Source organism: Acinetobacter genomosp. 33YU, from assembly GCF_001990725.1.
Classification (GTDB): domain Bacteria; phylum Pseudomonadota; class Gammaproteobacteria; order Pseudomonadales; family Moraxellaceae; genus Acinetobacter; species Acinetobacter seifertii.
In genome coordinates, this window is the sequence record NZ_LFZQ01000005.1 from 290,464 (window position 1) to 313,814 (window position 23,351).

A 23,351-nucleotide genomic window follows, 5' to 3' on the forward strand; every position below is an offset into this window, starting at 1 on the left:
CTTCTACATTTTAGCTTGTGGTCGGTCAGCCAAAGCTTGTCCGCGTCCAATCGCAATCGCGCGTAAAATTTCTTCGGCAGTTGCTGGAGCATTGAGTACGAGCGGTGCATTTTCTGGAATAGCCGCCTGTACTGCCTGACGAATTGCAGAGAACACTGATAATGCCAACATGAATGGAGGTTCGCCTACCGCTTTAGAGCGATAGATGGTGTCTGCCTGATTTTGGTTATCAAACAGTTTGACATTAAAAATATGAGGAATGTCTACACTGGTCGGGATTTTATAAGTTGAAGGCGCATGGGTAAACAAACGGCCTATGTGTGGCCCCTGCGGCTGCCAATACAACTCTTCTGTCGTGAGCCATCCCATCCCTTGTACAAAACCACCTTCAATTTGCCCAATATCAATTGCTGGGTTAATTGACTGCCCGACATCATGCAAAATATCGGCACGTAACACTTTCATTTCCCCAGTTAGCGTATCTATTGCGACCTCACTGACCGCTGCCCCATAAGCATAATAGAAAAATGGACGCCCTAAATGGTTGACCTGATCGTAGTGAATTTCTGGTGTTTTATAAAAACCGCTGTCCCATAGTTGTACACGTGCCATGTATGCCCGTTGAACTAAATCTGGAAATGTCCATGAGTGACTATTCGCTGTTGTGACTATACTATCTTCAAACTGGACTTGATGAGCAGCACTTTGACTTATTTCGGCTGCAAGTTTTGCCAGACGCTCACGAATTTTAATACAGGCATTTTGAACAGCTTTACCGTTTAGATCTGCGCCACTCGATGCAGCAGTTGCCGAAGTATTTGGCACCCGAGAAGTATCAGTTGCAATTAAGCGAATGCTATCGATTGGTAAACCCAACTCATGCGCAGCAACCTGCCGTACTTTGGTATATAGCCCCTGTCCCATTTCTGTACCGCCATGGGTGATAGAAACAGTACCATCCATATACACGTAGACCAGTGCACCCGCCTGATTGTAATGCACGGCGTTAAACGAAATACCAAACATTAAGGGTGTTAACGCAATACCACGCTTAATGATGTCATTGTTCTCGTTAAAGGTATGAATGCTCTGTTTGCGTTTCGCATAATCGCTACTTTGCAATAATTCGGCTACCAATTTTGGCGCAACATTATCACGGACTTCTGCCCCATAGTGCATACGGTCACGTCCAGCACCGGGCTGTTCGGCAAAGAAATTGCGCTGACGAATTTCAACTGGGTCACAACCTAAATAACGAGCAATATCATCAATAATATTTTCAATGACAAACATACCTTGTGGCCCACCAAAACCACGATATGCCGTATTAGAAACAGTATTGGTTTTACAACGCAAGTTACGTAGCTCAACTGCATTTAAGTAATAGGCATTACCAATATGGCAAATTGCTCGTTCATTTACTGGTCCAGAAAGATCAGCCGAAAAACCGCAGTTTGAAGCCAGTTGCACCTTTAGGCCTTGCAGAACACCACTGTCATCAAAGGCTACAGACCACTCATAAGCAAAACCGTGACGTTTACCTGTAGCGCTCATATCATCATCACGATCTAAGCGTAATTTACACGGACGGCCTGTTTTTTGTGCTGCCAAAGATGCAATGCATGCCCACTGCGCCGACTGCGACTCTTTACCACCAAAACCACCACCCATACGACGGCTTTCCACACTCACCTGATGCATATTCATGCCTAATGCATGACAAATCAGTAGCTGCATTTCGGTTGGATGTTGTGTCGAACAATAGACTTTTAAGCTCTGATTTTCTTGGGGAATCGCATAGGAAATTTGACCTTCTAAATAAAAATGCTCTTGCCCACCCAGCTCAATAGCACCTGAAAGATGATGTGCTGCATTTTGAAATGCCTGTTCAACTTCACCATGGCTAAAGTCAACAGGCGGCAACACCCACGATTCTTTTTGAATCGCATCTTGAATCGTTAAAATCGGAGTTTCGGGCAGATATTCAATTTTTGCTAAGCGAACTGCCTGACGGGCTTGCTGATAACTGTCAGCAACAACCACAAACAAGGCTTGTCCATAAAATTCGACCTGATCTTCGGCAAAAATTGGGTCATCTTTTACAATGGGTCCCCAATTATTTTCAACATCAATATCCTTTGCCGAAAAAACTGCATGCACACCATCGGCCTGACGTACTGCATCTAAATCAAGCTTACTAATTTTGCCTTTTGCACAACTTGAAAATCCGACAGCTAGGTGCATGGTATTTTCAAGCTCAGGTAAATCATCAATATATGTTGCCTGCCCCGTTACATGTAAATGGGCACTCTCGTGTGGAATCGAATCGCCAGCTTTAGCTGATTTTTTAGAAATGCTTAAGTTAATGGTTTGATTCATGTCAGATCTCCACCATAGCAATCAAGTCATTCACACGAGTTAGTGTTTGAGACAGGACTTTTTCTACATAAAAACGCTGTAAACAGTTTTTCGCGACGTGTAAACGATATGCTGCGCTAGCACGTCCATCATCTAAAGGCTGATAGTCTTGCGACAATACTTCTTGTGCCTGAACGATCAATTCTGATGTAAGTTGTTGGCCTTCCAATATGGCTTCTGCATACTTTGCACGTTTGGGAATAGCAGCCATGCCACCAAAAGCAATTTTCACATTGTGAGCGACACAATGATTATCTAGCTCACATGAAATAGCCGCACATACCGCAGAAATATCTTGCTCAAAACGTTTAGCAATTTTATAGCTGGCAAATTTAAAACGTGGCTGCCCTTCACAAAGTGGAATAACAATCGACTCTACAAACTCACCAAGTTGTAATGCTGTTTTTTGATAATCTAAATAAAAGTCTTCCAAGGCAATTTCACGAGCCTGTTCACCTAAGCGCAAAATTAAGCGTGTACCTAGCGTAATTAATGCTGGCATTGAGTCGCCAATAGGCGAACCATTGGCAATATTTCCACCTAAAGTTCCAGCATTTTTAATAGGCATGGAAGCAAAACGGCGCTGTAATTCTTGAAAGTCAGGATAAAACTCTGAAATTTTGATGAGTGCATCACTCAAACTGACATTTGCCCCAATCGTTAAAGTATGGTCTGTGATTACTATCTTTTTAAGTTCTTCAACCTGACCGATATAAAGCATATCTCCTAAATTACGGCCTTGTTTTGTGACCCACAAACCAACATCTGTACTACCTGCAACAATACGGGCTTGCGGCAACTGTGAACGTATAGCAGCAAAATCCCGCAAAGTTTTGGGTGCAAAAAATTGCTGAACATGATGATTTAAATGCAATGCTGGTAATGCTTGAATGTCTTTTAATACATGAATTACTTTTTGACGTTCTAATTGAACACGCGGATAGTCATATGCTTTTTTTGCTGCATCTAAAATAGGTCGATAACCCGTACAGCGGCACAAATTTCCAGAAAGATAATCACTGATTTTATCTTTGCTTGGTGGCTGTTGTTCATTTTCGTACATTGACCATAGCGACATGATAAAACCGGGCGTGCAAAAACCACATTGTGAGCCATGCATATCCACCATTGCCTGTTGTACAGGATGCAATGTCCCAGCTTGTGTAGGTAATAAATTATGAAGATCTTCTACTGTAAATAAAGCTTTACCATCTAAAGTCGCTAAAAACTGAATACAGGCATTTACGCTCCGTAATTGCAGGTTGTCATTGACTAACTCACCAATCACTACTGTACATGCACCACAATCGCCCTCAGCACAGCCCTCTTTTGTACCAGTCTGCCGAGTCTTACCAGTTTGGGTATATTCTCGGAGAAATTGTAAGACCGTCATGGTGGGTAATACATTTTCTACTTGTTGCTGACTGCCACGAAAAAAAAAGGTAATTGGACGTTCTGACATTTTTTATCCTTATGCTCTATAGTACGGCATATTTGCAAATATGATGCCATGAGGCGATCATTTATAACTTAACTGTATTAGTCGCACATTTCATGTTCAAATACTTGACTATTAACGATAAAAAACATGAAATTTATTCACCATTTATCCAACGCGTACCGAACAGGATAAATATAGTGCGACGAGTTATGAACATCAGGTCATGTTTCTGATACAATGCCGAGCTTGTCTAATAGAGTAAATTTATACGCCTTATGTCAATGCAGCAATCGTACGCAAACATTCTGACTGCCGTCGGTGAAGACCTTAATCGTCCCGGCCTTAAAGATACGCCTGTGCGTGCGGCTAAAGCTTTTTCATATTTAACTTCTGGCTATAGTAAAACTTTAGAAGAAGTCACCAATAATGCTGTTTTCCCATCAGATAACCATGAAATGGTATTGGTGAAAAATATTGAATTTTATTCGCTTTGCGAACATCACCTCCTTCCATTCTATGGCCGTGTTCATGTTGCCTATTTACCAGAAGGCAAAGTTCTTGGCTTATCTAAATTTGCACGTATTACCGAGATGTTTGCTCGTCGTTTGCAAATTCAGGAAAATCTAACTCAGCAAATTGCTGAAGCTGTGGCTGAAGTGACTGGTGCTCGCGGTGTTGCTGTCGTAATTGACTCTGCACATATGTGTATGATGATGCGCGGTGTAGGTAAACAGGAATCTACAACTCGTACAGTTTCTTTTGTCGGAGATTTTAAAACTGACAAAGAAGCACGCCGTGAATTCTTAAGTGCAGTACCAGAAAGCTACTAATCTGGTAGCTACTGCAAAAAAGCCCGACTCAGTTGGGCTTTTTTATATTTAGATAAAGCACTTACTCTATAAAACATAACAGTTAAATTAGGTGATTTTTGTTATAAAAGTACACATCTTTAATTTTAAATAATTTATGAGTTAATCATGCGATTTAACAAAATTTCTTGCTTACTTTTATCCCCTCTTTTTATTTTTAATACCTCAATTTATGCAGGGAATACACCAAAAGAGCAAGAAATTAAGAAACTGGTTGATCAAAATTTTAAACCGTTATTAGAAAAATATAATGTGCCGGGTATGGCGGTAGGTATTATTCAAAATAATAAAAAATATGAAATGTATTATGGCCTTCAATCTGTTCAAGATAAAAAAGCTGTAAATAGCAGTACCATTTTTGAGCTAGGTTCTGTCAGTAAACTATTTACCGCTACAGCAGGTGCTTATGCTAAAAATAAGGGAAAAATCTCTTTTGAAGATAAGCCAAGTAAATACTGGAAAGAGCTAAAAAACACTCCGATTGATCAGGTCAATTTACTTCAACTTGCTACTTATACCAGTGGTAATCTTGCCCTACAGTTTCCAGATGAAGTACAAACAGACCAACAAGTTTTAACTTTTTTCAAAGGCTGGAAGCCTAAAAATCCAATTGGTGAATATAGACAATATTCCAACCCAAGTATTGGCCTATTTGGAAAAGTTGTAAGCTTGTCAATGAATCAGCCTTTTAGTCAGGTTTTAGAAAAAACCATTTTTCCAGACCTTGGCTTAAAACATAGTTATGTCAATGTACCTAAAACTCAAATGCAACATTATGCATTTGGCTATAACCAACAAAATCAGCCGATTCGAGTCAACCCTGGTCCCTTAGATGGTCCAGCTTACGGCGTTAAATCGACCTTACCGGATATGCTGAGTTTCGTTAAGGCCAACCTAAATCCACAAAAATATCCGGCAGATATTCAACGTGCAATTAATGATACACATCAAGGTTTCTATCAAGTAGGTACCATGTATCAGGCGCTTGGTTGGGAAGAGTTTTCTTACCCTGCAACCTTACAAACTTTATTAGACAGTAATTCTGACCAGATTGTGATGAAGCCTAATAAAGTCACTGCTATTTCTAAAGAACCTTCAGTTAAAATGTTTCACAAAACTGGTTCAACCAATGGCTTCGGAACATACGTCGTATTTATTCCTAAAGAAAATATTGGTTTAGTCATGTTAACCAATAAACGTATTCCAAACGAAGAACGTATTAAGGCGGCTTATGCTGTGCTAAATGCGATAAAAAAATAATCATCTTTAGCTAAAACAAAAAAAGAGAAATAGATGAAATCTATTTCTCTTTTTTTATGAATATACGATTTAAAAGAACCAGACATATCCTAAGCTTGATTTCATCCAGTCCAAATGATTTTGCTTTTCATAATCCCAATTCAGGCGAATAGCATTATTGCTATTAATGGCATATTGCCACTGGGTATTTAAGCGTAAGTTCCATTGGTTTTGGTCTTCCCAATAGGGTAATTCAACTTGTATCACTGAGTTAAAGTTTTCAAACCACTGGTTAATACAGCCTATAGTTGGCCCCATTCCTACACGCCAACCTTTATCTAAATTTGAACCTGCTTGAACATAAGCTTGGACTTGTCCATAGCACACATGTTTACGGTCATAGTCCGCAACACTATAGCCAACTTGGGTATTAAAACTCGCTACACCATGCTGTTTTTCATCACTATAAACGCCGTCATGAACCGCTTCTTGACGCCAGCCTAAGTTAAATCCCCAAGTGAGAGGTGTTTTGAATGGTTGAATCGGGTTATAGGAGTTCACTTCAAGTAGATCAAGACGTTCTAGCTTTAAATGATCATCTCTCCACTGGGCATTACCATTTAAAAATAATAATTGAGTACCGGCACGATACCCTCCTTGAGGGTCAATCAAGTCATGGTAAGCCTGTCTATGCCCAATCTCAATAAACTTATCACCTTGTACTTCGCCCAATTTTAGCGAAACATTACGTGCATTATGGCCTTGTGTAGGTTCAGTAGAGGGCCGTTTAGGTTCTTGACGTTGTTTATCTAAATCAATCTGACTTCTTAAAGCCAAAAGCTGCCTTAGCTGTGGTTGAGCAAAACTTTCTTCAACTTTTCGACTAATGAATTGTAGATATAAATCATCGTAAGCCATCTCAAGAATTTTGGCCTGATCTGTCTGACTATACGACTTAAGTATTTCGGAGGACTCTTTAGTTGGAATCATGGCTACCTGATGAGCAACTTTTGCCAAAGACGCGCCATGCTGATGAGCTTGAGCTAATAATTGAGTCTCTAAAGCTGGTCGATACACAGGAGGATTCGTAAGCCCTTGCTGCTGCATCGCTTTAATCGTTTCCATTGGAATAGAAGCGTAATTAAACTTTTCTTGTAAGTTAGACTCAGGTTTGACCAAATCAACCAATCCCAATAAACGATAGGCGCAGTTGTCACTCACAAAATAATAAGGGAAGCTCACATGTTGCATTTCCCAAATATGAGACACTAAAAAACGTGTTTCTTCAGGAGATAGATTTAACTCATATTCCCATAAATCACGGCTTTCAAAATCACCATACTCTTTTACCTTACGATAATAAGGCATTAGTGAATATTCACCCGGATACTGCCCTGTTAAGCCTTTCCAAGCATATGACCAGTTGTCATTGCCTGCGACAGTGGCTGCATAATTTACAGCGTAAGAAACGAGGTTTAACTGTTTTTGATCTTTAGGGTCTAAGCGTAATAAGGTATGTCCAAACATTGAGCTTGGATTGCCCATAAAATCTGTAGCGTAAATTAGCGTCGCTTTATAAGGTTTAATCTGGCCTATCCAGTTTTCAAACTCTGAGCATTTTACTTGCGGTAATTCATTTTCTTGAATGCCTAATTGCTTTATAAGCCATTGACTACGTGCAGGAAACTTACAACGAATTGATTGATTGTCTGGAGCTGGCGCAAATAATGCTGTGATATCTGCTTTCTGTTCTTCTTTTAAATTATTTTTCCCATTTGGTGCCATAAAATAACCAGAGTAACTCACTTCACTCTTCTGGTTTTTATTGGCATACATCAGACGTTGCCATGTGATGTCTTGATCTAAATTTTTTTGTTCTGCAATAGACCAGTAGTTTTGAATAGATGGATTTATTTCTGCTGAATACGCAATATTAACTGCCAATGAGGCAAAAATTAAAACAACCGATTTCATTAAGCTCATCAATTTTTATCATTAAATATAAGAAAAACCCTGCCAAATGACAGGGTTTTCAATTTCAAACTTATACGTAAGCTTTTAAAACGTCGTCTTTAGCCATTACGTTTTGTAATGATGCTAATACTTGAAGTGTGTTTTGGTTGTCTGCTGAATAGATTTCACCAAAGTTTGCTTTTGAAACTTTGAAGAAACGATCTTTGTCTTGTGGTTTAATTTGCATTAACTCAGCAAGTACGTTCAGGCTTTCACCTTGGCCTACAGCCATATCACGCGCTAAAGTTTCTGCATTTTCATTTGTGAAAGTAACAACTTGAGCTGTTACTGTTCCGCCTTGACGGCAGCCTAAAGTACCAAAAGTAATACCTAATAATTGGTTAGTAAAAATACCGTTTGTTGTTGCAGCAAGAATTTTAGGCGCTACTCCTTTTTTGCCTGCCCATACTTGCGTACCCACACCACAACCTACATCGTTATCAGCCATAGCAACACTTGAACCAGCTGCTAACAAAGCAGCTAAAGCTAATTTTTTTAACATAGATGTATATCTCCAAAAATCATTATTGATTGTTTCTTATGTATTGTTATGTGTAATTATTATTACACCCTATCAAAGATAGCGATAAGCCAGTCATTTAGCAATTAAAAATTAAATAATATGATAAAAAGTGAAAATGAAATTTTTACTTTAAATTCCAATTACCTTGATTATCTCGATGACCTAATATTTTAAGAACTAATACTAAACTTAGCAGTAATAATAAATACCACGAACCAAGTTTACCCCATCCCACCATATGCCAAGCATTAATCTGACTTGGGTAAACCCAAATTTTATAAAATGTACTAATATTTTCAGCAACCCAAATTATGAATGCGAGTGTCACCAACACAGGGAGCATTGGCGTTTTAAACTTACGTTCATTTATTTGAAAATAAAGAGTAGTTTTCCAGAAAATATAAACACTAAATGCAAATAAAATATAGCGAATATCAGGAATAAAGAATTTACTCATAAAGTTAATATATGAGAAAAATGCGAGAAAAAGCATGCTTCCAAAGCTTGGCAGTTTCTCCAAGGAAACTTGAAATAGTCGTATTGAGCGAGCAAAGAAACTACCTACAGCCGAGTACATAAAGCCTGCAAATAAAGGCACAGTAATAATTTTAAATACCGCAGGCTGCGGGTATTGCCATGAAGCAATGCCGGGATGTGTCAAAAAGATTTCCATGACCATTGCCATGATATGAAATAAAGCAATGACTTTGGCTTCTTGCCATGACTCCAGCTTTAAATATAACAAGCAAATTTGGATAATGAGTGCATAGATGAGTAAATAATCATAACGATAAAAACCCATATATTCATGGCTACCCATCGGTGCTGTCAGGGCAAAAGCTATTAAAAGCAAAATACCAAACAAGGCTGCCGAAACAGCCTTGCCGATAAAATGAATTGGTAAAGTTAGGTGGCGCACAAAGAACTATCCTAGATATTTAGCACTATACTCATGCACTGTATCTACAAAGATTTTTGGTTGCGCAGGATCTACCCACTGGGTAATGCCATGACCCAAGTTTGCAACATAACCAGTCTTCTCACCATTTGCGTAAGCGTCATCTAACATCGCTTTTACGGCTTTTTCAATCGTAGCTGCTGAACCATATAAAACAGCCGGATCAAGGTTCCCTTGTAGAGCAACACGACCTGCTACAGTTGTACGGGCTGTATTTAATGGTGTAGTCCAATCTAAACCTAATGCATCTGCACCTGTTGTGATCATTGGTTCTAACCACTGACCGCCACCTTTGGTGAATACAATGACAGGAATACGGCGCCCATCTTTTTCACGTTGCAAGCCCGCGATAATCTTTTTCATATAGTTCAAAGAGAACTCTACATATTCACGGTGTGCTAAAGCACCGCCCCAACTGTCAAAGATTTGAATTGCTTGAGCGCCCGCATCAATCTGAGCATTTAGATAGTCAATCACTGAATCTGCTAAATGGTCGAGTAGCGCATGCAAAACTTCTGGCTGTGCATACATCATTTGTTTGGTAAAACGGAACTCTTTACTTGAACCACCTTCAACCATGTAAGTTGCTAGTGTCCAAGGACTACCTGAAAAACCAATGAGTGGGACTTGACCACCTAAAGCAGAACGAATTGTACTTACTGCGTTCATGACATAATCAAGATCAGATTTAGCATTTAACTTTGGTAAATTTGCTACATCTTGTTCAGTACGAACCGTTTTATGAAACTTAGGGCCTTCGCCTGTTTCAAAGTAAAGACCTAAACCGAGTGCATCTGGAATAGTTAAAATATCTGAAAATAAAATTGCTGCGTCTAAATCATAACGACGTAAAGGCTGTAAAGTTACTTCACAAGCAAACTCTGTATTTTTGCATAAAGATAGAAAGTCACCCGCTTTTGAGCGTGTTTCGCGATATTCAGGCAAATAACGTCCTGCTTGGCGCATCATCCATATCGGTGTGGTGTCTACAGGCTCACGTAATAAAGCACGTAAGAAACGATCATTTTTAAGTGTCGTCATTGCCGATCTCTATCTTTTTCATGTGGCAGCATCATATCAAAACGTAGATGTTTTTATAATTTCAATTTCATACAAAAAACTTGTCAATCCACTAAAAAATGCATATTTACACAAAAGTCTACTGCAAGAAGCTCGGTTTTCTGCAATACTTGCAACATGTTACATCGGGTTTATTGATATTCCTTTAATGATTAAATTCACCAATATTGAATGCACAAAAATTGCGTTGTTGGTGATTTTATAAACGTTAGGATCAGTCTCCTTGCCCTATTGCTTATATGAAAATTCTTAAGGTTGAATTACATGTTTGTTCGCTCATTACTCGCTATGAGTTTAAGTTGTATTATTGCTAATGTTGCTTTGGCTGCGTCAACAACTGAGCAACCACTGAACCCTAAAAAAGTATCTGCTCCTGTAGAAGATCCAATTGATCCGCTTGCTGTAGATGCTGCTTCAACTGCAAAAGCCCAAGCGCAGACACAGATTACTGCTCAAGAACAAAATGATTTAAATCGAGCGTCTACAACATTACAAAATTTGCAAAAAGCTGAAGACCCAAATGCTGATTCAGGCATTGCTGCTTCAGAACCAACTGCACCAGCTAAAACAGCGACAGCCACTAAGACTTCTGCTCCTGCTCCAGCTGTTTCATGGACATTAGATAGCTTAAACAATGCTGACTGGTACGAAAACATTGGCAAAGGCCAACTTCCAGTTTATGCACGTGCTCACGTTATGTTGAACAATGCCCATGCTTCGCCGGGTGCGATTGATGGCATGAGCGGTAAAAATACCCTAAAAGCAATTGCATCTTTCCAGCAAATGAATGGTTTATCTCCTACTGGCGAGTTAACTAAAGAAACTTGGGATGCACTTGTTGCAAAACAAACAAAACCAGCATTTATTGAATACACGATTACTGATGCAGACTTAAAAGGTCCATATGCTGAGTCAATTCCTTCTGACTACGCATTACAAGCCAAAATGAAAGGTTTGTACTACACGCGTGTGACTGAAATGTTGGGTGAGAAGTTCCATATTGATGAAGGTTTCTTAAAGAAATTAAATCCGAAAGCAACCTTCAAAAAAGTTGGTGAGAAAGTTATTGTTCCAAACGTACGCAATGACTTACCAGAAGATATTCATTTGATTATTGCGCATAAAGGTGCAAAACAGTTGTATCTGTTTAACAGCCGCAATCAAATGGTAGGTTCCTTTCCTGCAACAATTGGCAGTACTGATACGCCTTCTCCGACCGGTACTTATAAGGTAGTTGGTGTTGCGCGTAACCCTTGGTATAGCTATTCACCTTCGAACTTCGTACAAGGTAAAAACTTAAAACCACTTTCTTTACCACCAGGCCCTAACGCTCCTGTAGGTAATATCTGGATTGGTTTAAGTAAAAAATCATTCGGTATTCACGGTACACCAAACCCATCTTTAATTTCTAAAACTGCATCACACGGTTGTATCCGTTTAACCAACTGGGATGCTAACGATTTAGGTAATAAAGTACGTGCAGGTGTCACTGTTAAATTCTTAGAATAATCCTTTAAAGAAGAAAGCCTGCTTTATGCAGGCTTTTTTTATACTTAAAATTTAAAACGAATATTTATTGATATATCGATCATATTAAAAACGCAACAATATGTTGCATCTACTCTATTTTTAGCTTCATTCTACAGGTTTAACATAGTCCTCAAGAGATCAATAATAATTTGAGGAGATCGAGTCATGAATGCTTTTTTGCATCGTAGTGAAGATCGTGGTCATGTTAAAGCGGGTTGGTTAGAGTCTTATCATAGCTTTTCATTTGGTAACTGGTATAACCCGAAATATATGGGTGTAAGCGCATTACGCGTGATTAATGACGACAGAATTGATGCCCATAATGGTTTCGGCACACACTCTCATGACAACATGGAAATTTTAACCTGTGTGCTTGATGGTGCAATTTCACACCGTGATACGATGGGAAATGAAGGCCAAATTAAGGCTGGTGAATGGCAACTCATGAGTGCTGGCACAGGCGTGGCGCACAGTGAAATCAATAACACTGATACACCTGTCCATCTATTACAAATCTGGATTATTCCAGACGTAAAAGAAGCTGAGCCAAACTACCAACAAATTAATTTGGATCCACGTAAAGATCCAAATAAATGGCATTTAATTGCAGGCCCAGATGCAAATGCACCTATGCAAATTCGCCAAAACGCAGAAGTAAAATCTGCAGTATTGGAAAAAGGAAATGAACTTCCTGTTGAAACATCAAAACGGGTAAATTACGTTCATGTGATTTCAGGTGTAATTCGTATTGGTGATCAAGAAGTTAAAGCTGGTGATGCTTTAGTGTTTGAAGATAACGCCGTGATTCATGCACTTGAAAACAGTCAATTTATTTGGTTTGATTTACCTTAAACAGCTAAAAGCCCTTTTATATAAAAGGGCTTTTTAGTCACTACTACCGCCACTATCGCAGCTGCTTGAGTCCGAAGATGACGAACAATCATTTGAGTGGCTTGAGCTATGATGATGGCTATTATCATGAACATGATGGTTTGCTGACGATGAATAATCATGCTCACCCGATGATGAATAATTCTTTCGATAGCGTAGAGCTGCAATTAACAGAAATAATCCCACACTGGAAAAAATGGTAATAAATACAATAAAAAATACCTTCAAATAACGACCTCCTAAATAAATCTATATAGATGATTACTGTATCACCTACTTCTTTATTTAAATGAGGTATGTTGATTAAACAAGTTATTTTTTGATAAATACCACAACACTTTCAATGTAAAAACTGGATGAGTAACCTTTCAAAATAACTCAAAAGTTACACACTACCACTATCAGCATAGCTTAAATAAAACCACTCTCATTTTATAAATGATTAAAAATCGTTTTGAGTTTCCTTTACATATAAATAGGCACTTGCTCTAGATATACCTAAATGCTGAGCAACCGTCTCTACAGCCTTTTTAATGTCTAATAAGCCATTATTCTTGAGTTCATGTATTAATTGTTTTCGCTCATTGAGTTTTAGCATACGCGGTGTCGTAGCCTGTTTTGAAGCAAATTGATCGATATATCTTCGAATTGCTTCTGTACCATTCGGTTCCAGATTTTCAATAATGTTGTCAGTTTCAATTTTAGTGAACTGGTCTAAAGCACTTTGCATTCCCCTAAATAGGGTTAAATCTATATTCATACATAAAGCGGCCACATATTGCCCTTCTTCATCTTTAATTCCTATAGACGTACTTTTGGCAGGCCGACCATCTGCAAACTGGTTTGCGTAGTTTGAAATGAGGTTTGGAAATTCTGGAGACATGATTCTAGCCAGCCCTAACTCGGTTGCTGGATCACCAATTTTTCGACCAGATAAATTGTTATGTATAGAGAGTATGGCATGCTCAGGATTTGTTAAGTCATGGACAACAACTTCGCAAAAAGGAAATAGCGTTTCACTTAGCCCCTTCGCGATAGTATCTAGTTGAGTGAGTAAATGTTTATCACGATTGCCCAATGTATTTCCTCCTAATGACTTAGTTACTATTTCAAACCCTAACGTAAAGCATGCAATAGTAATTTAGACTTTTTATCTAATTTTAAACTTAATGTAAATCAAAATCTTATATCTCATTGTTATCACATTAGAAAATAAAATTAGACATTTTATCTAAAAATATATATTTTATCTAAACAAGGTCAGTATATTGTGCGTTGCTTGAGCAATAGTAAATCTTGCATCCGAAAACATTGAATAGAATTAGGTTTAATTATGAAAAATTTAACCCTTCCCACTTATGACGATGTGGCAGCCGCTGCTGAACGTATAAAAGGTTTTGCAAATAAGACTCCTGTTTTAACTTCACGTACTGTGAACAATGAGTTTGAAGCAGAAGTATTTTTTAAATGTGAAAATTTTCAGCGTGTTGGTGCTTTCAAATTTCGTGGTGCAATGAATGCACTTTTGCAATTTAGTGAAGCTCAGAAAAAAGCGGGTGTGGTTGCTTTCTCTTCAGGAAACCATGCGCAAGCAATTGCACTATCAGCAAAAACGCTTGGTATTCCAGCCATAATCGTTATGCCGCAAGATGCACCTGCCGCAAAAATGGCAGCAACACGAGAATACGGCGCCGATATTGTTGAATTTGACCGCTATAGAGAAGATCGGGAAAAAATTGGAAAAGAAATAGCTGAAAAAAATGGCCTGACACTCATTCCATCTTATGACCATCCTCATGTAATTGCAGGTCAAGGAACGGTTGCCAAAGAGCTATTTGAAGAAGTAGGTGAATTAGATTACCTGTTTGTATGTTTAGGGGGCGGTGGTTTATTGGCTGGTTCTGCCCTGTCTGCTCGCCATCTCTCGCCTAACTGTAAAATATATGGCGTTGAACCTGCTCTAGGAAATGATGGACAAATGTCTTTTAGAAAAGGAGAAATTGTTCATATTGATACACCACAAACCATTGCCGATGGCGCTCAAACTCAATATTTAGGCAAACTAACATTCCCTATTATTCAAAAGAATGTAGATGACATTTTGACAGTAGAAGATGAAGACCTCATTAGCTGTATGAAGTTCTTTGCTGAAAGAATGAAAATGGTCGTTGAACCGACAGGCTGTCTCGGATTTGCTGCTGCACATAATTTAAAGCATGAGTTAAAAGGCAAACGTATAGGCATCATTATTAGTGGCGGGAATGTCGATATTTCTAAATATGTAGAGTTTTTATCTGCTTAATAAAAGTTAGTGCCTATCTATGGTGTTATTTAAAGCGTCATAGATAGGCATTACATGCTACTCATCTCTCGGCTTGCTCGTGTCTTAATTTAAATAAACTTTTGGAGATATGATGAGATTTATTTCTGAGTCTGAATCTGCTGCTCTCATCAATCATGAACTGGCTTATGAGGCCATTTATCAAGCTTTAATTGCTGCAACTCAACCAGAAACCAAAAGTTTTGCTGTGGTTCACGGTCAAGGGTCCGATAGCAAAAATACCTTTAGCGTTAAGTCATCGGCAACCCAGCATTTGGCTGGCCTTAAAGTTGGTTCTTTTTGGGAAGATAACCCGAAAAATGGTTTGCCTCGCCATAACGCGCTCATTTTATTATTTAATCAAGCCAATGGAAAAATGGCAGCTGCCATCGAAGCAGGCAAAGTCAACGCATTCCGTACAGCAGCGTCTAATGCTGTTGCAACCCATGTACTTGCAAGAAAAGATTCAAAAGTATTGGCTATATTTGGTACAGGAAATCAGGCCAAATATGAATGCGAGGCTTTAGCAAGAATTAGAAATTTCGAACAGATTTTGATAGTCGGACGCGACCAAAGTAAAGCTGAACAAATGGCAGAAGACCTCAAACCATTAGGTATTCAGCTTCACATCACGAGTGCAAAAGAAGCCTGTGAACAAGCCGATATTATTGTGACCGCAACTTCTTCGCACACTCCTCTTTTTAAAGCTGAATGGGTTAAAGCTGGTACTCATATTTCATCTATGGGTTCAGATAAACAAGGCAAACAAGAACTTCCGCCAGAGCTATTTTCACATTGTGGTTTATTTTGCGATCTTAATGTCCAGTCTAAACTCATTGGTGAATTTCAACATGCGCCTGAGTCTACAACTTTAACAAATATAGGTGATGTACTTTTAGCAAACGCTCAAGGTAGGCAGTCTCAGGAACAAATCACAATTTATGACAGTTCAGGGCTATCGATCCAAGATTTATATATCGCCCAGAAAATTTTAGAAATTTCTTAATCTTTACATTTAACTGCATCATTCAGGCTGATGCAGTTAAATTAAAACATCTTTCTTTTTATAACGCTTTGCGAATTCTTTTTTAAAATCAGAATTCATCTTGAGTAAAAACTTTGGCAAAAGACGCGATATATTGCTCAGCCTTCGCCTCATAATTTTGAAAACCGGCATCAAATACCCATTTTTCAATTTCAGATTCTTTGACTAATTTTTGCAAATAAAGCTGATGATGTCGGTCTAATTCTTCTTTTAAACTTCTTAGCATGAGTTCGTTTAAACCAGTGGGAGGATTCAGACCTGTATCTAAAAGACTCGGCGCAAATGCCACACTTTTGAGTTCCAATTGATGCGCTGTTCTTACAACAGTTTTTATCGCAGTCTCGATTCGCTCTACCGTGAAGTCTTCTGGCGCTCCCATGCCTATAAGCAAAACTTTAGTTGCCTGTATGGTTGAAGGCGTTTGATTTATTAAAAGAACATCATTCAGTTTTGCACTAAACCAGTTATTTTTCCGTATTTCATATAGTCTGCCATTTAGAGCTTCATCTAAATGTACCAAACCACCAGAAAAAGAACGGTTATCCATTTCATGTTCAAAAATACAAGCGCAGGAAAGCTCAACCTCGGCCGTGGTACAGTCCCAAGTCACGAGTTCAATGTTTAAATTTTGGTAACGCCCAATTTTAGTTTGCTTTATATCTGTGCTCATATTTTTACTCTTCTCGATTTACCAGCCATATTTAAGCTCAAGACCTAAATAGTTTGCGTCTTTACCACCCGCTTTCTTAATGGTATCTCCAACCTCAAAGTGAACGCCTTCAGCAGCCACAGACAGATTGGAATTAATTTTTCGATCTGCTCTGAGTTGAATATATGCCCCAGTCCAGCTCGAACCTTGCCCCGCGGTATTTGCCATGCTGTTATTGCCTTGGAAATAAATCGCATCTTGGGTAGTTTCACGCCACTGAAAACCTAGGGCACTTAACAGAGTGAGCTTGTCTGAAGGCTTGAGCGTCAGAGACGGTTTTAGGTGAATAATATTGCTATAACCACTATAACCCGCCAAAGTAAAATATGAGCCATTTGCAAAAAGCTTGTTAAAGGTATTAAGTTGATTATCGTTGGTACTTTTGTCGCCTGTGGCAATATCAAATTGAACCCCTAAACGCGGTGACCACGCTTGGTCAGCAAAAGTGTATCCCGTAATACTACTCAGTGCCCAAGCTTGAATTGTTTGCCCACAGATTTTTCCATGCTGAAGCATGCCTTCAACATCCCAATCGACATTATTCTTTTTACCCATATGACGAAGGTCATATAAGTCTCGAACCTCATTGCCCTTGATACTTGGAAAAGAGGCATTATCTCGTTCATAACGCGAGTAATAACCCGATAATTCACCATCCCCTACATTTTGTTTATCTACGCGAAAGCCGCTAAAACTTAAATTGCTTTTTGAGTGGTCATTAAACGTAGAATCTTTTTCTATCTGAACAGGTCTGGTGAGATAACCTAAAATTCTCCAGTCGCCATATTCATACCCCGACCATACGCCATCAAAGGCTTGCCGAACGTTTGGGCCTTCTCTATTTGAAATAAAGCGCTGTAAGTCAAAAGCCATTTCTTGACGGCCGACTCTAAATTTAAAAGTTCCATTATTTAAAGGACTCACCCATGCAATAAAGGCTTGCTCTATATCGAGTCTATTTTGATCGGTACTGGTAATATTTTTTTTATCAAACGCTCGGGCATCGCTTAGCTGAGTAAATAATTGTAAATGATCGCCTATTCTTACATCTGCATGCGCTTGTAATCTTTGAATTAAATAGCCGTCAGCCTGATTATTTCCAGTACCAAACTTGGCATTATTATTGACTTCAAAACGTTCACGAATATTTGCCCCAAGTGATAAATAATTATTATCGCCAAAAGGTATATATTTGAAGTCATCTCCTATTTTCTTTGGCACACACGGATTTTTTAAAACGTCCCAATTTTCTTGCCAACGATTCGTTGAGATTTTTGGACGGGTTGGACATGCATTTGTGTTTGAGGCTTCATTTTCTGCATAAGCAGATTCATAGAAAAATAAACTGCTGGTTAATAACAGACTCATTTTTATTATTTTCAGGTAAGTCTCTGAGTGCTTAGTTCGATATGTTCTATCTTTAAAAACATGCGAGGCCATCAAGTGTTATCCATAGTAATAAATAGGTCATTGCAGAGACTTGGTGTTTTGCACTCACATTGTTCTTAGGCAATATGAGTGCAAATTTCAATCAATCATTTAGGCTATAAATTATTTGATAGACGCATGAATTTCAGCGATATAACCGCCTGGGAACTGCACCATTGCTGACTCACGACCATCCGACTTATAAGCATTCACCAAAACAGATGCACCTGCTTTTGTGGCTTTATCTAAAGTTTCAGATAAGTTTTTAACTTCATAACCCGTCATATCGCGCCCATACGGATAAGGAAGATGACCATTGGTCACGAACACTGTCATTTTGCCGAAGTCAGACTCAACGCGAATACGTCTATACGTTTCATTTGGGCGACCAATTTCTATCCCTGCGGCTTTAGGGTTGTCGGAAACGACTTTACCGTGCGAGAAACTCACGAACTTCTTAACAAACGAGTCGGCACTTTGTTTTGAAACATAAATACGGTTTTCTGGAACAGTCTCTAACTGGTTATAGTTAGGCTTAGTCTTGTGCCAATAGAGCTGCATATTTACACCGCCCGGCCATTGGACAATCGCATCACGCCCAATTGGGTCTGGGAAAGCGTCTACAATGACATCTGCCCCATTTGCTTTGGCAGCCTGCACTGCTGCATCCATGTCTTTGACTAAATAGCCTGTTCTTTCCAAACCAAACGGATATGGAATTGGGGTTTTAAAACCAAATACAGACAATGTACCTACTGGGGTCAGTACAAGCTGAGACATCGTCTGGCTCGGGGTTGGTGTGACTTGGAAAACACCTTGTTTCGACTTGGTGCCACCGAATGTTGCGACTAAGCTATCGGTAAATTTGTCAAAGTCTTCAGGGTTTACATAAACATGCGTTGTATCGTATTGGGGGGCTACACCGGGCGCCTCACTTTTTATACTTGTTGTTGTTTTGGCAAAAACTTGAGGAACTAGGGCAACATTTGTGCCCACTAACATGGTGCTTAAAAGCAATGCTGATAATGATTTACGCATAAAATGCTCCTGTTTAAATGAGATGCTTAAACTTATTGTGATTTTGAAGATTGATTAGAAAGAATGGTGACCATCACCAACGCAGCGATGAGCCCAAGATGTTCGAAGAAACTATTAAACGTACTAAAAAATGCTGAGCCTGTATGATTCCAAAAATCGTTTGCAACCAGCATCGCGACTGCGGTTAGACAGCCTAAAGCCCCTGCTCCTAACCAGACAAAATGATTAAAAATCACCAGCAGTGAACCAACAATTTCAATAAAAATAGCGGTAGCTGCCCAAAGCCAAGCAGGCTGTAAACCAAAACTCGCCTGCTCTTCAATAGCCGCATGAAATCCGATGAATTTATTAATTCCCCCCACTAAATAAGCTGAAACGAGTGCAAGTCGAAGTAGCGGAAGCAATCCATGAATTGATAAGATCTTTTTTACCCATACTGGGTTATTATTAATCAAGTCACTCATCTATTTACCTTTTTGAAATCTCATAGTTTTAATATTTAAAAAATATAAGTTTCATGCATTAATAAAAGTTTATAAAATACACAATATTCATGATCTAATTTATAAAATTATCTTTATAAAAATAAGATAATTTAAATAGTTTTAAATATTTTATTAACCTTTAAAAAACCAAATAACTTACGATATATAAAATCAAAAATCCGTGTAAACTACTAGATATTTATTTAAATACAAACTGTATTCTAAAAAGATACAATGATTGATATACAGATATTCCTCATATAATTTAGCGGCAAGATCATTTAGCCTTTAAAATTTGATGGATAAAATAGACTGTATTAATACTTTTATAAGTGTGGTAGAGAATGGAAATTTTAGTCATGCTTCTAGAAATCTAGGCATTACGAGAGATCAAGTTTCAAAAAGAATTTTTTATTTAGAAAGTCTATTTAATACATCATTATTTATACGCAACACCCGAAAGATGGACCTGACTCGCTCTGGAGAAAAGTTCTATGAGCGATGCAAAGTGATTGTAAAAGAGTTAGATTTAGCCGCTCATGACTTTGTATACGACCAGAAGTACCCTGAAGGCTTACTCAAAATTAGTGCTCCACATGCCTTTATCCAAACGTGCTTTTCAGATGTCATTTCTAATTTTCTAATCAAATATCCTCATATTGAAATTGATCTTATGTTTTCAGAACAATCCACTCATATCAATCCTCATAAGTTTGATGTGATTTTAAAAGTTGAGGAAAATATTGAAGAGCAAAATACTTTTATTTTAAACACATATAAAAGAAGCTTTTATGCAACAGACGCATATTTAAATAAATATGGAAAACCGAAAAATATAGAAGAGCTTAGAGAGCATAGCATTTTACTATATTCTAAAGATGACTTAAAAAATAATATTATTAACTCAATACCAAAATTGACATGTAATAATATAGAAATTCTTTTAGAACTTTGTAAGAGAAATCAGGGTATTTTATTTGCACCTGACTTTTTAGCAAAAAAATATGAAGATAAGGGTGTTATTATTAATTATTCAAAAACTCTTTTAAACTCTGATCTTTATTTTTATGCAACCACACCTTATGGATCAAGAGTTCCAAAGAAGGTTGAACTTTTTTTAAATTCTTTAAAGCAGCATTTTTCAAATTATCATTAAATTAATAAAACTTTAGCCGCTAAATTACTCTTTTTCTTTATCTACATTTACCAAGGACTCTATTTAGCTCTGCCCTAAAAAGCCTTAAATTACTTTAATTTAGGGCTTTTTCAGTCATACAAAGCTATAAAGTTTATTTGTTATAAGTTAGAGCCCGCAGAAAATATTCAAGCATCTGCTCTTTGTCGTCTGCTCCATCAGAACCTAAAAGTTGAATAATTCCACCTTCAATCATATATAAAAAGAGTTTGGCATCGGTAAATGAAACATCGGTTTTAACTAATCTAAGCTGACTATAAATTTCATTGGTGAGCCATGTTCTGTACCTCACGGCGGTTAGGTACGCGTTTGGATAGCTATTTTTAGTTTCAAAAATGGCTTTAAATAATAGGTAATATGGCCCTTCTATATCACTATGTAGATAATATAGTTTCTTAAGTTTATCTAACGCGCTTGTGGCATGGTCATATTCGACCATTTCAATGACTTGGTCTTGGAGCCGTTCTTTTTGTACAACGAGGCAAATATCAATAAACCGCTCTTTAGAGTGAAAGTAGTTATAAAACGTCATTCTTGTTATTTCAGTTTCTTTCACGATTTTGTCGACACCGACTGTGTGAAACCCACCGTGATGAAATACCTGAATCCCGTTATTTATAACTTTTACAGCACGTGCTGGGAGAGTTAAATTTGGCATAGTTTTACCGTTATAAATTAAATTTTTGTTGTATATAAATGAGATATAAAAGCCTTTCACTTTTTTAAAGCTGTAAAAAAGGCATAGCAAAGCCATAAAGACTGTGCTTGGCACATCTCAAGTTTTATTGTTGATGCAAGTTTTTTGAGCCGTAATGACTGAAAGCCTAAAAACCCTAAAGGTGATCAAGCTGCTTTAAATTTTTAAGTGGTGTCGTTATAGCTTTTGGCAACGGCGGCCAAGAAATAATGGATGTGCAAAGCCAACTCCTTTTTATGGGGAGTTCTGCCAGACATTTATAGAATTATGGTGGCAGAACGGAAGAAGGTTGACAGACTAGTATTATCTCAAACTAGCACACCCGAGGGTGTCCCTCTCCCGTCCTACCGCTACGGGAAAGAGACGAGTGGCACACCACACACAAAACTATTCCTCAGAAGGAAAAGCTCTGATGCGGGAGATAATATTCAGCCTGTCAAAGCCGGCTGGCAATGTGGCCAGCAGGCAAAGAATAGTGCCCAACCCTGTTGCAGTCAAGCACACAAAATGACATTTGTTTTAAATTAGATCATTAAAAAGGAAGGATAAATAATGGTTAAACGTCGTACCCACTTTGATTTGGTTGGGAAACAATTGACTACTCATGTATTTTCGAACCAAAATGCGCTTTTCCTTAGTTTTATCATCATTTTTTAAGGAGTTTTTTCATTATTCACAATTGTAAAAAACCCCGCATATAGCGAGGTTAGATAAAAACTTATCTCATTAATCATTTTTTTTATCTTTAAAGAAAGTTCTAATTTTATTCATTAAGTGCACAATTAAACTTTCTTTAGGAGAAGCTATATACTTATTTTGCAAGAACGTAATTAAAATAACCACTGCACTATAGCTAAAAAAATATTTAAAAAAATCAATTAAAGAAGGTTTGAAATAGAATATAGATGGAACACCGCATAACACTTGTATAATTAAAGAAGAATATAAATATATAACTGGTATTGCTACTATTAGAAACAATCTATGAAAAAGATGCTCACTTTCATTGTAAGCAGCTTTAACAAGTCCGCTAGTACTGAAAAAGAATACTAAAAATATTAGAATTAAAGCAGTCTTTTGCCAAATTAACAATTTCCCATGTAGTATATAAAGCCAATTTTTTTGTGGAATATTTTCAACAAAAAAACCTTGAAAAATAAGATTTAATAAAATTAAACTCAACAATAAAACAACAATTTGAGCCAATATAGCTTTCAAATATTCATTTCGCATATAATTCATATTATATTCTAAACTAAAAATCTACATTATATACATTACTTTCTATTACCAAAAACCTTTTTCTTTTAATCACAGTATTTTTTTAGGCGCTGAAGCAACTATCAATACAGAGTTTTCTTAATTGGTTTACGCGTCAACACTATTTTAACTTCTGTAATATTTTGATGAACCTCTTTTCAACCTAAAACTCATCAATTTCAATAGATACACGCTCGGAAACACGCTTCAAA

Annotated in this window: 21 protein-coding genes; 7 read left to right on the plus strand and 14 right to left on the minus strand. The window is 37.7% G+C overall.

Going from position 1 to position 23,351, the window contains the following annotated elements; translation table 11 throughout:
- Positions 1-3: 3 nt before the first annotated feature.
- Positions 4-2,379 carry a xanthine dehydrogenase molybdopterin binding subunit gene (xdhB, locus tag AC056_RS06080; protein WP_077163019.1) on the minus strand — a complete coding sequence of 792 codons (2,376 nt, stop codon included), beginning with the start codon at positions 2,377-2,379 and terminating at the stop codon, positions 4-6.
- Position 2,380: 1 nt separating this feature from the next.
- The gene (gene xdhA, locus AC056_RS06085) at positions 2,381-3,880 is read right to left on the minus strand and encodes a xanthine dehydrogenase small subunit (protein WP_077163020.1); all 1,500 of its coding nucleotides are present in this window, start codon (positions 3,878-3,880) and stop codon (positions 2,381-2,383) included.
- Between the two features lie 260 nt (positions 3,881-4,140).
- On the opposite strand from xdhA, the gene folE reads away from it, so the two are divergent.
- Positions 4,141-4,689: a GTP cyclohydrolase I FolE gene (folE, locus tag AC056_RS06090; RefSeq protein WP_001187844.1), complete on the plus strand. Its 549-nt coding sequence runs from the start codon at positions 4,141-4,143 to the stop codon at positions 4,687-4,689.
- A gap of 147 nt (positions 4,690-4,836) precedes the next feature.
- Positions 4,837-5,988: an ADC family extended-spectrum class C beta-lactamase gene (blaADC, locus tag AC056_RS06095; protein WP_077163021.1), complete on the plus strand. Its 1,152-nt coding sequence runs from the start codon at positions 4,837-4,839 to the stop codon at positions 5,986-5,988.
- Positions 5,989-6,057: 69 nt separating this feature from the next.
- On the opposite strand, the gene AC056_RS06100 is transcribed toward blaADC, so the two are convergent.
- The 4 genes from AC056_RS06100 to hemE form a co-directional block, all read right to left on the minus strand.
- A complete protein-coding gene (locus AC056_RS06100) occupies positions 6,058-7,950 on the minus strand; it encodes a DUF4105 domain-containing protein (RefSeq protein ID WP_077163022.1) in 1,893 nt (630 codons plus the stop codon).
- Between the two features lie 61 nt (positions 7,951-8,011).
- On the minus strand, positions 8,012-8,482 hold the full coding sequence (locus tag AC056_RS06105) for a DUF3015 family protein (RefSeq protein ID WP_077163023.1): 471 nt from the start codon (positions 8,480-8,482) through the stop codon (positions 8,012-8,014).
- A gap of 145 nt (positions 8,483-8,627) precedes the next feature.
- Positions 8,628-9,422 carry a DUF817 family protein gene (locus AC056_RS06110; protein ID WP_039250757.1) on the minus strand — a complete coding sequence of 265 codons (795 nt, stop codon included), beginning with the start codon at positions 9,420-9,422 and terminating at the stop codon, positions 8,628-8,630.
- Between the two features lie 6 nt (positions 9,423-9,428).
- Positions 9,429-10,502, minus strand: a complete 1,074-nt coding sequence (gene hemE / locus AC056_RS06115) for a uroporphyrinogen decarboxylase (RefSeq protein WP_004700197.1) — start codon at positions 10,500-10,502, stop codon at positions 9,429-9,431.
- 303 nt (positions 10,503-10,805) lie between these two features.
- Here hemE and AC056_RS06125 point away from each other — a divergent pair, with 303 nt between their 5' ends.
- Both AC056_RS06125 and AC056_RS06130 read left to right on the plus strand, forming a co-directional pair.
- Positions 10,806-12,050 carry a L,D-transpeptidase family protein gene (locus AC056_RS06125; protein WP_039250756.1) on the plus strand — a complete coding sequence of 415 codons (1,245 nt, stop codon included), beginning with the start codon at positions 10,806-10,808 and terminating at the stop codon, positions 12,048-12,050.
- 186 nt (positions 12,051-12,236) lie between these two features.
- On the plus strand, positions 12,237-12,923 hold the full coding sequence (locus AC056_RS06130) for a pirin family protein (protein ID WP_077163025.1): 687 nt from the start codon (positions 12,237-12,239) through the stop codon (positions 12,921-12,923).
- Here AC056_RS06130 and AC056_RS19555 read toward each other — a convergent pair.
- Positions 12,920-13,084 carry a hypothetical protein gene (locus tag AC056_RS19555; protein ID WP_167370369.1) on the minus strand — a complete coding sequence of 55 codons (165 nt, stop codon included), beginning with the start codon at positions 13,082-13,084 and terminating at the stop codon, positions 12,920-12,922. The genes AC056_RS06130 and AC056_RS19555 overlap by 4 nt on opposite strands.
- Before the next feature lie 320 nt (positions 13,085-13,404).
- Complete coding sequence (locus tag AC056_RS06140) at positions 13,405-14,040, minus strand: helix-turn-helix transcriptional regulator (RefSeq protein ID WP_039250755.1); 636 nt, start codon at positions 14,038-14,040, stop codon at positions 13,405-13,407.
- 255 nt (positions 14,041-14,295) lie between these two features.
- Between AC056_RS06140 and AC056_RS06145 the strand changes: the two genes are divergently transcribed.
- Positions 14,296-15,264 carry a threo-3-hydroxy-L-aspartate ammonia-lyase gene (locus AC056_RS06145; RefSeq protein ID WP_077163027.1) on the plus strand — a complete coding sequence of 323 codons (969 nt, stop codon included), beginning with the start codon at positions 14,296-14,298 and terminating at the stop codon, positions 15,262-15,264.
- Positions 15,265-15,376: 112 nt separating this feature from the next.
- A complete protein-coding gene (locus AC056_RS06150) occupies positions 15,377-16,288 on the plus strand; it encodes an ornithine cyclodeaminase family protein (protein ID WP_077163028.1) in 912 nt (303 codons plus the stop codon).
- Between the two features lie 88 nt (positions 16,289-16,376).
- Here the strand turns inward: AC056_RS06150 and AC056_RS06155 are convergent, their stop codons facing one another.
- The 4 genes from AC056_RS06155 to AC056_RS06170 all read right to left on the minus strand — a co-directional run bounded on the left by AC056_RS06155 (position 16,377) and on the right by AC056_RS06170 (position 19,966).
- Complete coding sequence (locus AC056_RS06155; RefSeq protein WP_077163029.1) at positions 16,377-16,997, minus strand: M17 family peptidase N-terminal domain-containing protein; 621 nt, start codon at positions 16,995-16,997, stop codon at positions 16,377-16,379.
- A gap of 18 nt (positions 16,998-17,015) precedes the next feature.
- Positions 17,016-18,476 (minus strand): alginate export family protein, encoded by a 1,461-nt coding sequence (locus AC056_RS06160; protein ID WP_077163030.1) that lies wholly within the window; start codon positions 18,474-18,476, stop codon positions 17,016-17,018.
- Between the two features lie 111 nt (positions 18,477-18,587).
- The gene (locus AC056_RS06165; protein ID WP_077163031.1) at positions 18,588-19,502 is read right to left on the minus strand and encodes a glyoxalase; all 915 of its coding nucleotides are present in this window, start codon (positions 19,500-19,502) and stop codon (positions 18,588-18,590) included.
- Positions 19,503-19,534: 32 nt separating this feature from the next.
- Positions 19,535-19,966, minus strand: coding sequence for a DoxX family protein (locus tag AC056_RS06170; protein ID WP_077163032.1), 432 nt, complete (start codon positions 19,964-19,966; stop codon positions 19,535-19,537).
- 319 nt (positions 19,967-20,285) lie between these two features.
- On the opposite strand from AC056_RS06170, the gene AC056_RS06175 reads away from it, so the two are divergent.
- Entirely contained in the window at positions 20,286-21,143 is an 858-nt protein-coding gene (locus AC056_RS06175) for a LysR family transcriptional regulator (RefSeq protein WP_077163033.1), read from the plus strand.
- A 133-nt stretch (positions 21,144-21,276) separates the two neighbouring features.
- On the opposite strand, the gene AC056_RS06180 is transcribed toward AC056_RS06175, so the two are convergent.
- Positions 21,277-21,840, minus strand: coding sequence for a TetR/AcrR family transcriptional regulator (locus tag AC056_RS06180; protein ID WP_077163079.1), 564 nt, complete (start codon positions 21,838-21,840; stop codon positions 21,277-21,279).
- Between the two features lie 765 nt (positions 21,841-22,605).
- Positions 22,606-23,112, minus strand: coding sequence for a hypothetical protein (locus AC056_RS06190; RefSeq protein WP_139344623.1), 507 nt, complete (start codon positions 23,110-23,112; stop codon positions 22,606-22,608).
- Between the last annotated feature and the right edge of the window lie 239 nt (positions 23,113-23,351).

Coding starts and splice junctions, on each gene's coding strand:
- AC056_RS06160 (WP_077163030.1), bottom strand. CDS start 18,476: ATGGCCTCGCATGTTTTTAAAGATAGAACATATCGAACTAAGCACTCA.
- AC056_RS06170 (WP_077163032.1), bottom strand. CDS start 19,966: ATGAGTGACTTGATTAATAATAACCCAGTATGGGTAAAAAAGATCTTA.
- AC056_RS06125 (WP_039250756.1), top strand. CDS start 10,806: ATGTTTGTTCGCTCATTACTCGCTATGAGTTTAAGTTGTATTATTGCT.
- blaADC (WP_077163021.1), top strand. CDS start 4,837: ATGCGATTTAACAAAATTTCTTGCTTACTTTTATCCCCTCTTTTTATT.
- AC056_RS06155 (WP_077163029.1), bottom strand. CDS start 16,997: ATGAGCACAGATATAAAGCAAACTAAAATTGGGCGTTACCAAAATTTA.
- AC056_RS06150 (WP_077163028.1), top strand. CDS start 15,377: ATGAGATTTATTTCTGAGTCTGAATCTGCTGCTCTCATCAATCATGAA.
- AC056_RS19555 (WP_167370369.1), bottom strand. CDS start 13,084: ATGATTATTCATCGTCAGCAAACCATCATGTTCATGATAATAGCCATC.
- AC056_RS06190 (WP_139344623.1), bottom strand. CDS start 23,112: ATGCGAAATGAATATTTGAAAGCTATATTGGCTCAAATTGTTGTTTTA.
- AC056_RS06130 (WP_077163025.1), top strand. CDS start 12,237: ATGAATGCTTTTTTGCATCGTAGTGAAGATCGTGGTCATGTTAAAGCG.
- xdhB (WP_077163019.1), bottom strand. CDS start 2,379: ATGAATCAAACCATTAACTTAAGCATTTCTAAAAAATCAGCTAAAGCT.
- AC056_RS06145 (WP_077163027.1), top strand. CDS start 14,296: ATGAAAAATTTAACCCTTCCCACTTATGACGATGTGGCAGCCGCTGCT.
- AC056_RS06175 (WP_077163033.1), top strand. CDS start 20,286: ATGGATAAAATAGACTGTATTAATACTTTTATAAGTGTGGTAGAGAAT.
- folE (WP_001187844.1), top strand. CDS start 4,141: ATGCAGCAATCGTACGCAAACATTCTGACTGCCGTCGGTGAAGACCTT.
- xdhA (WP_077163020.1), bottom strand. CDS start 3,880: ATGTCAGAACGTCCAATTACCTTTTTTTTTCGTGGCAGTCAGCAACAA.
- AC056_RS06180 (WP_077163079.1), bottom strand. CDS start 21,840: ATGCCAAATTTAACTCTCCCAGCACGTGCTGTAAAAGTTATAAATAAC.
- AC056_RS06165 (WP_077163031.1), bottom strand. CDS start 19,502: ATGCGTAAATCATTATCAGCATTGCTTTTAAGCACCATGTTAGTGGGC.
- AC056_RS06105 (WP_077163023.1), bottom strand. CDS start 8,482: ATGTTAAAAAAATTAGCTTTAGCTGCTTTGTTAGCAGCTGGTTCAAGT.
- AC056_RS06100 (WP_077163022.1), bottom strand. CDS start 7,950: ATGAGCTTAATGAAATCGGTTGTTTTAATTTTTGCCTCATTGGCAGTT.
- hemE (WP_004700197.1), bottom strand. CDS start 10,502: ATGACGACACTTAAAAATGATCGTTTCTTACGTGCTTTATTACGTGAG.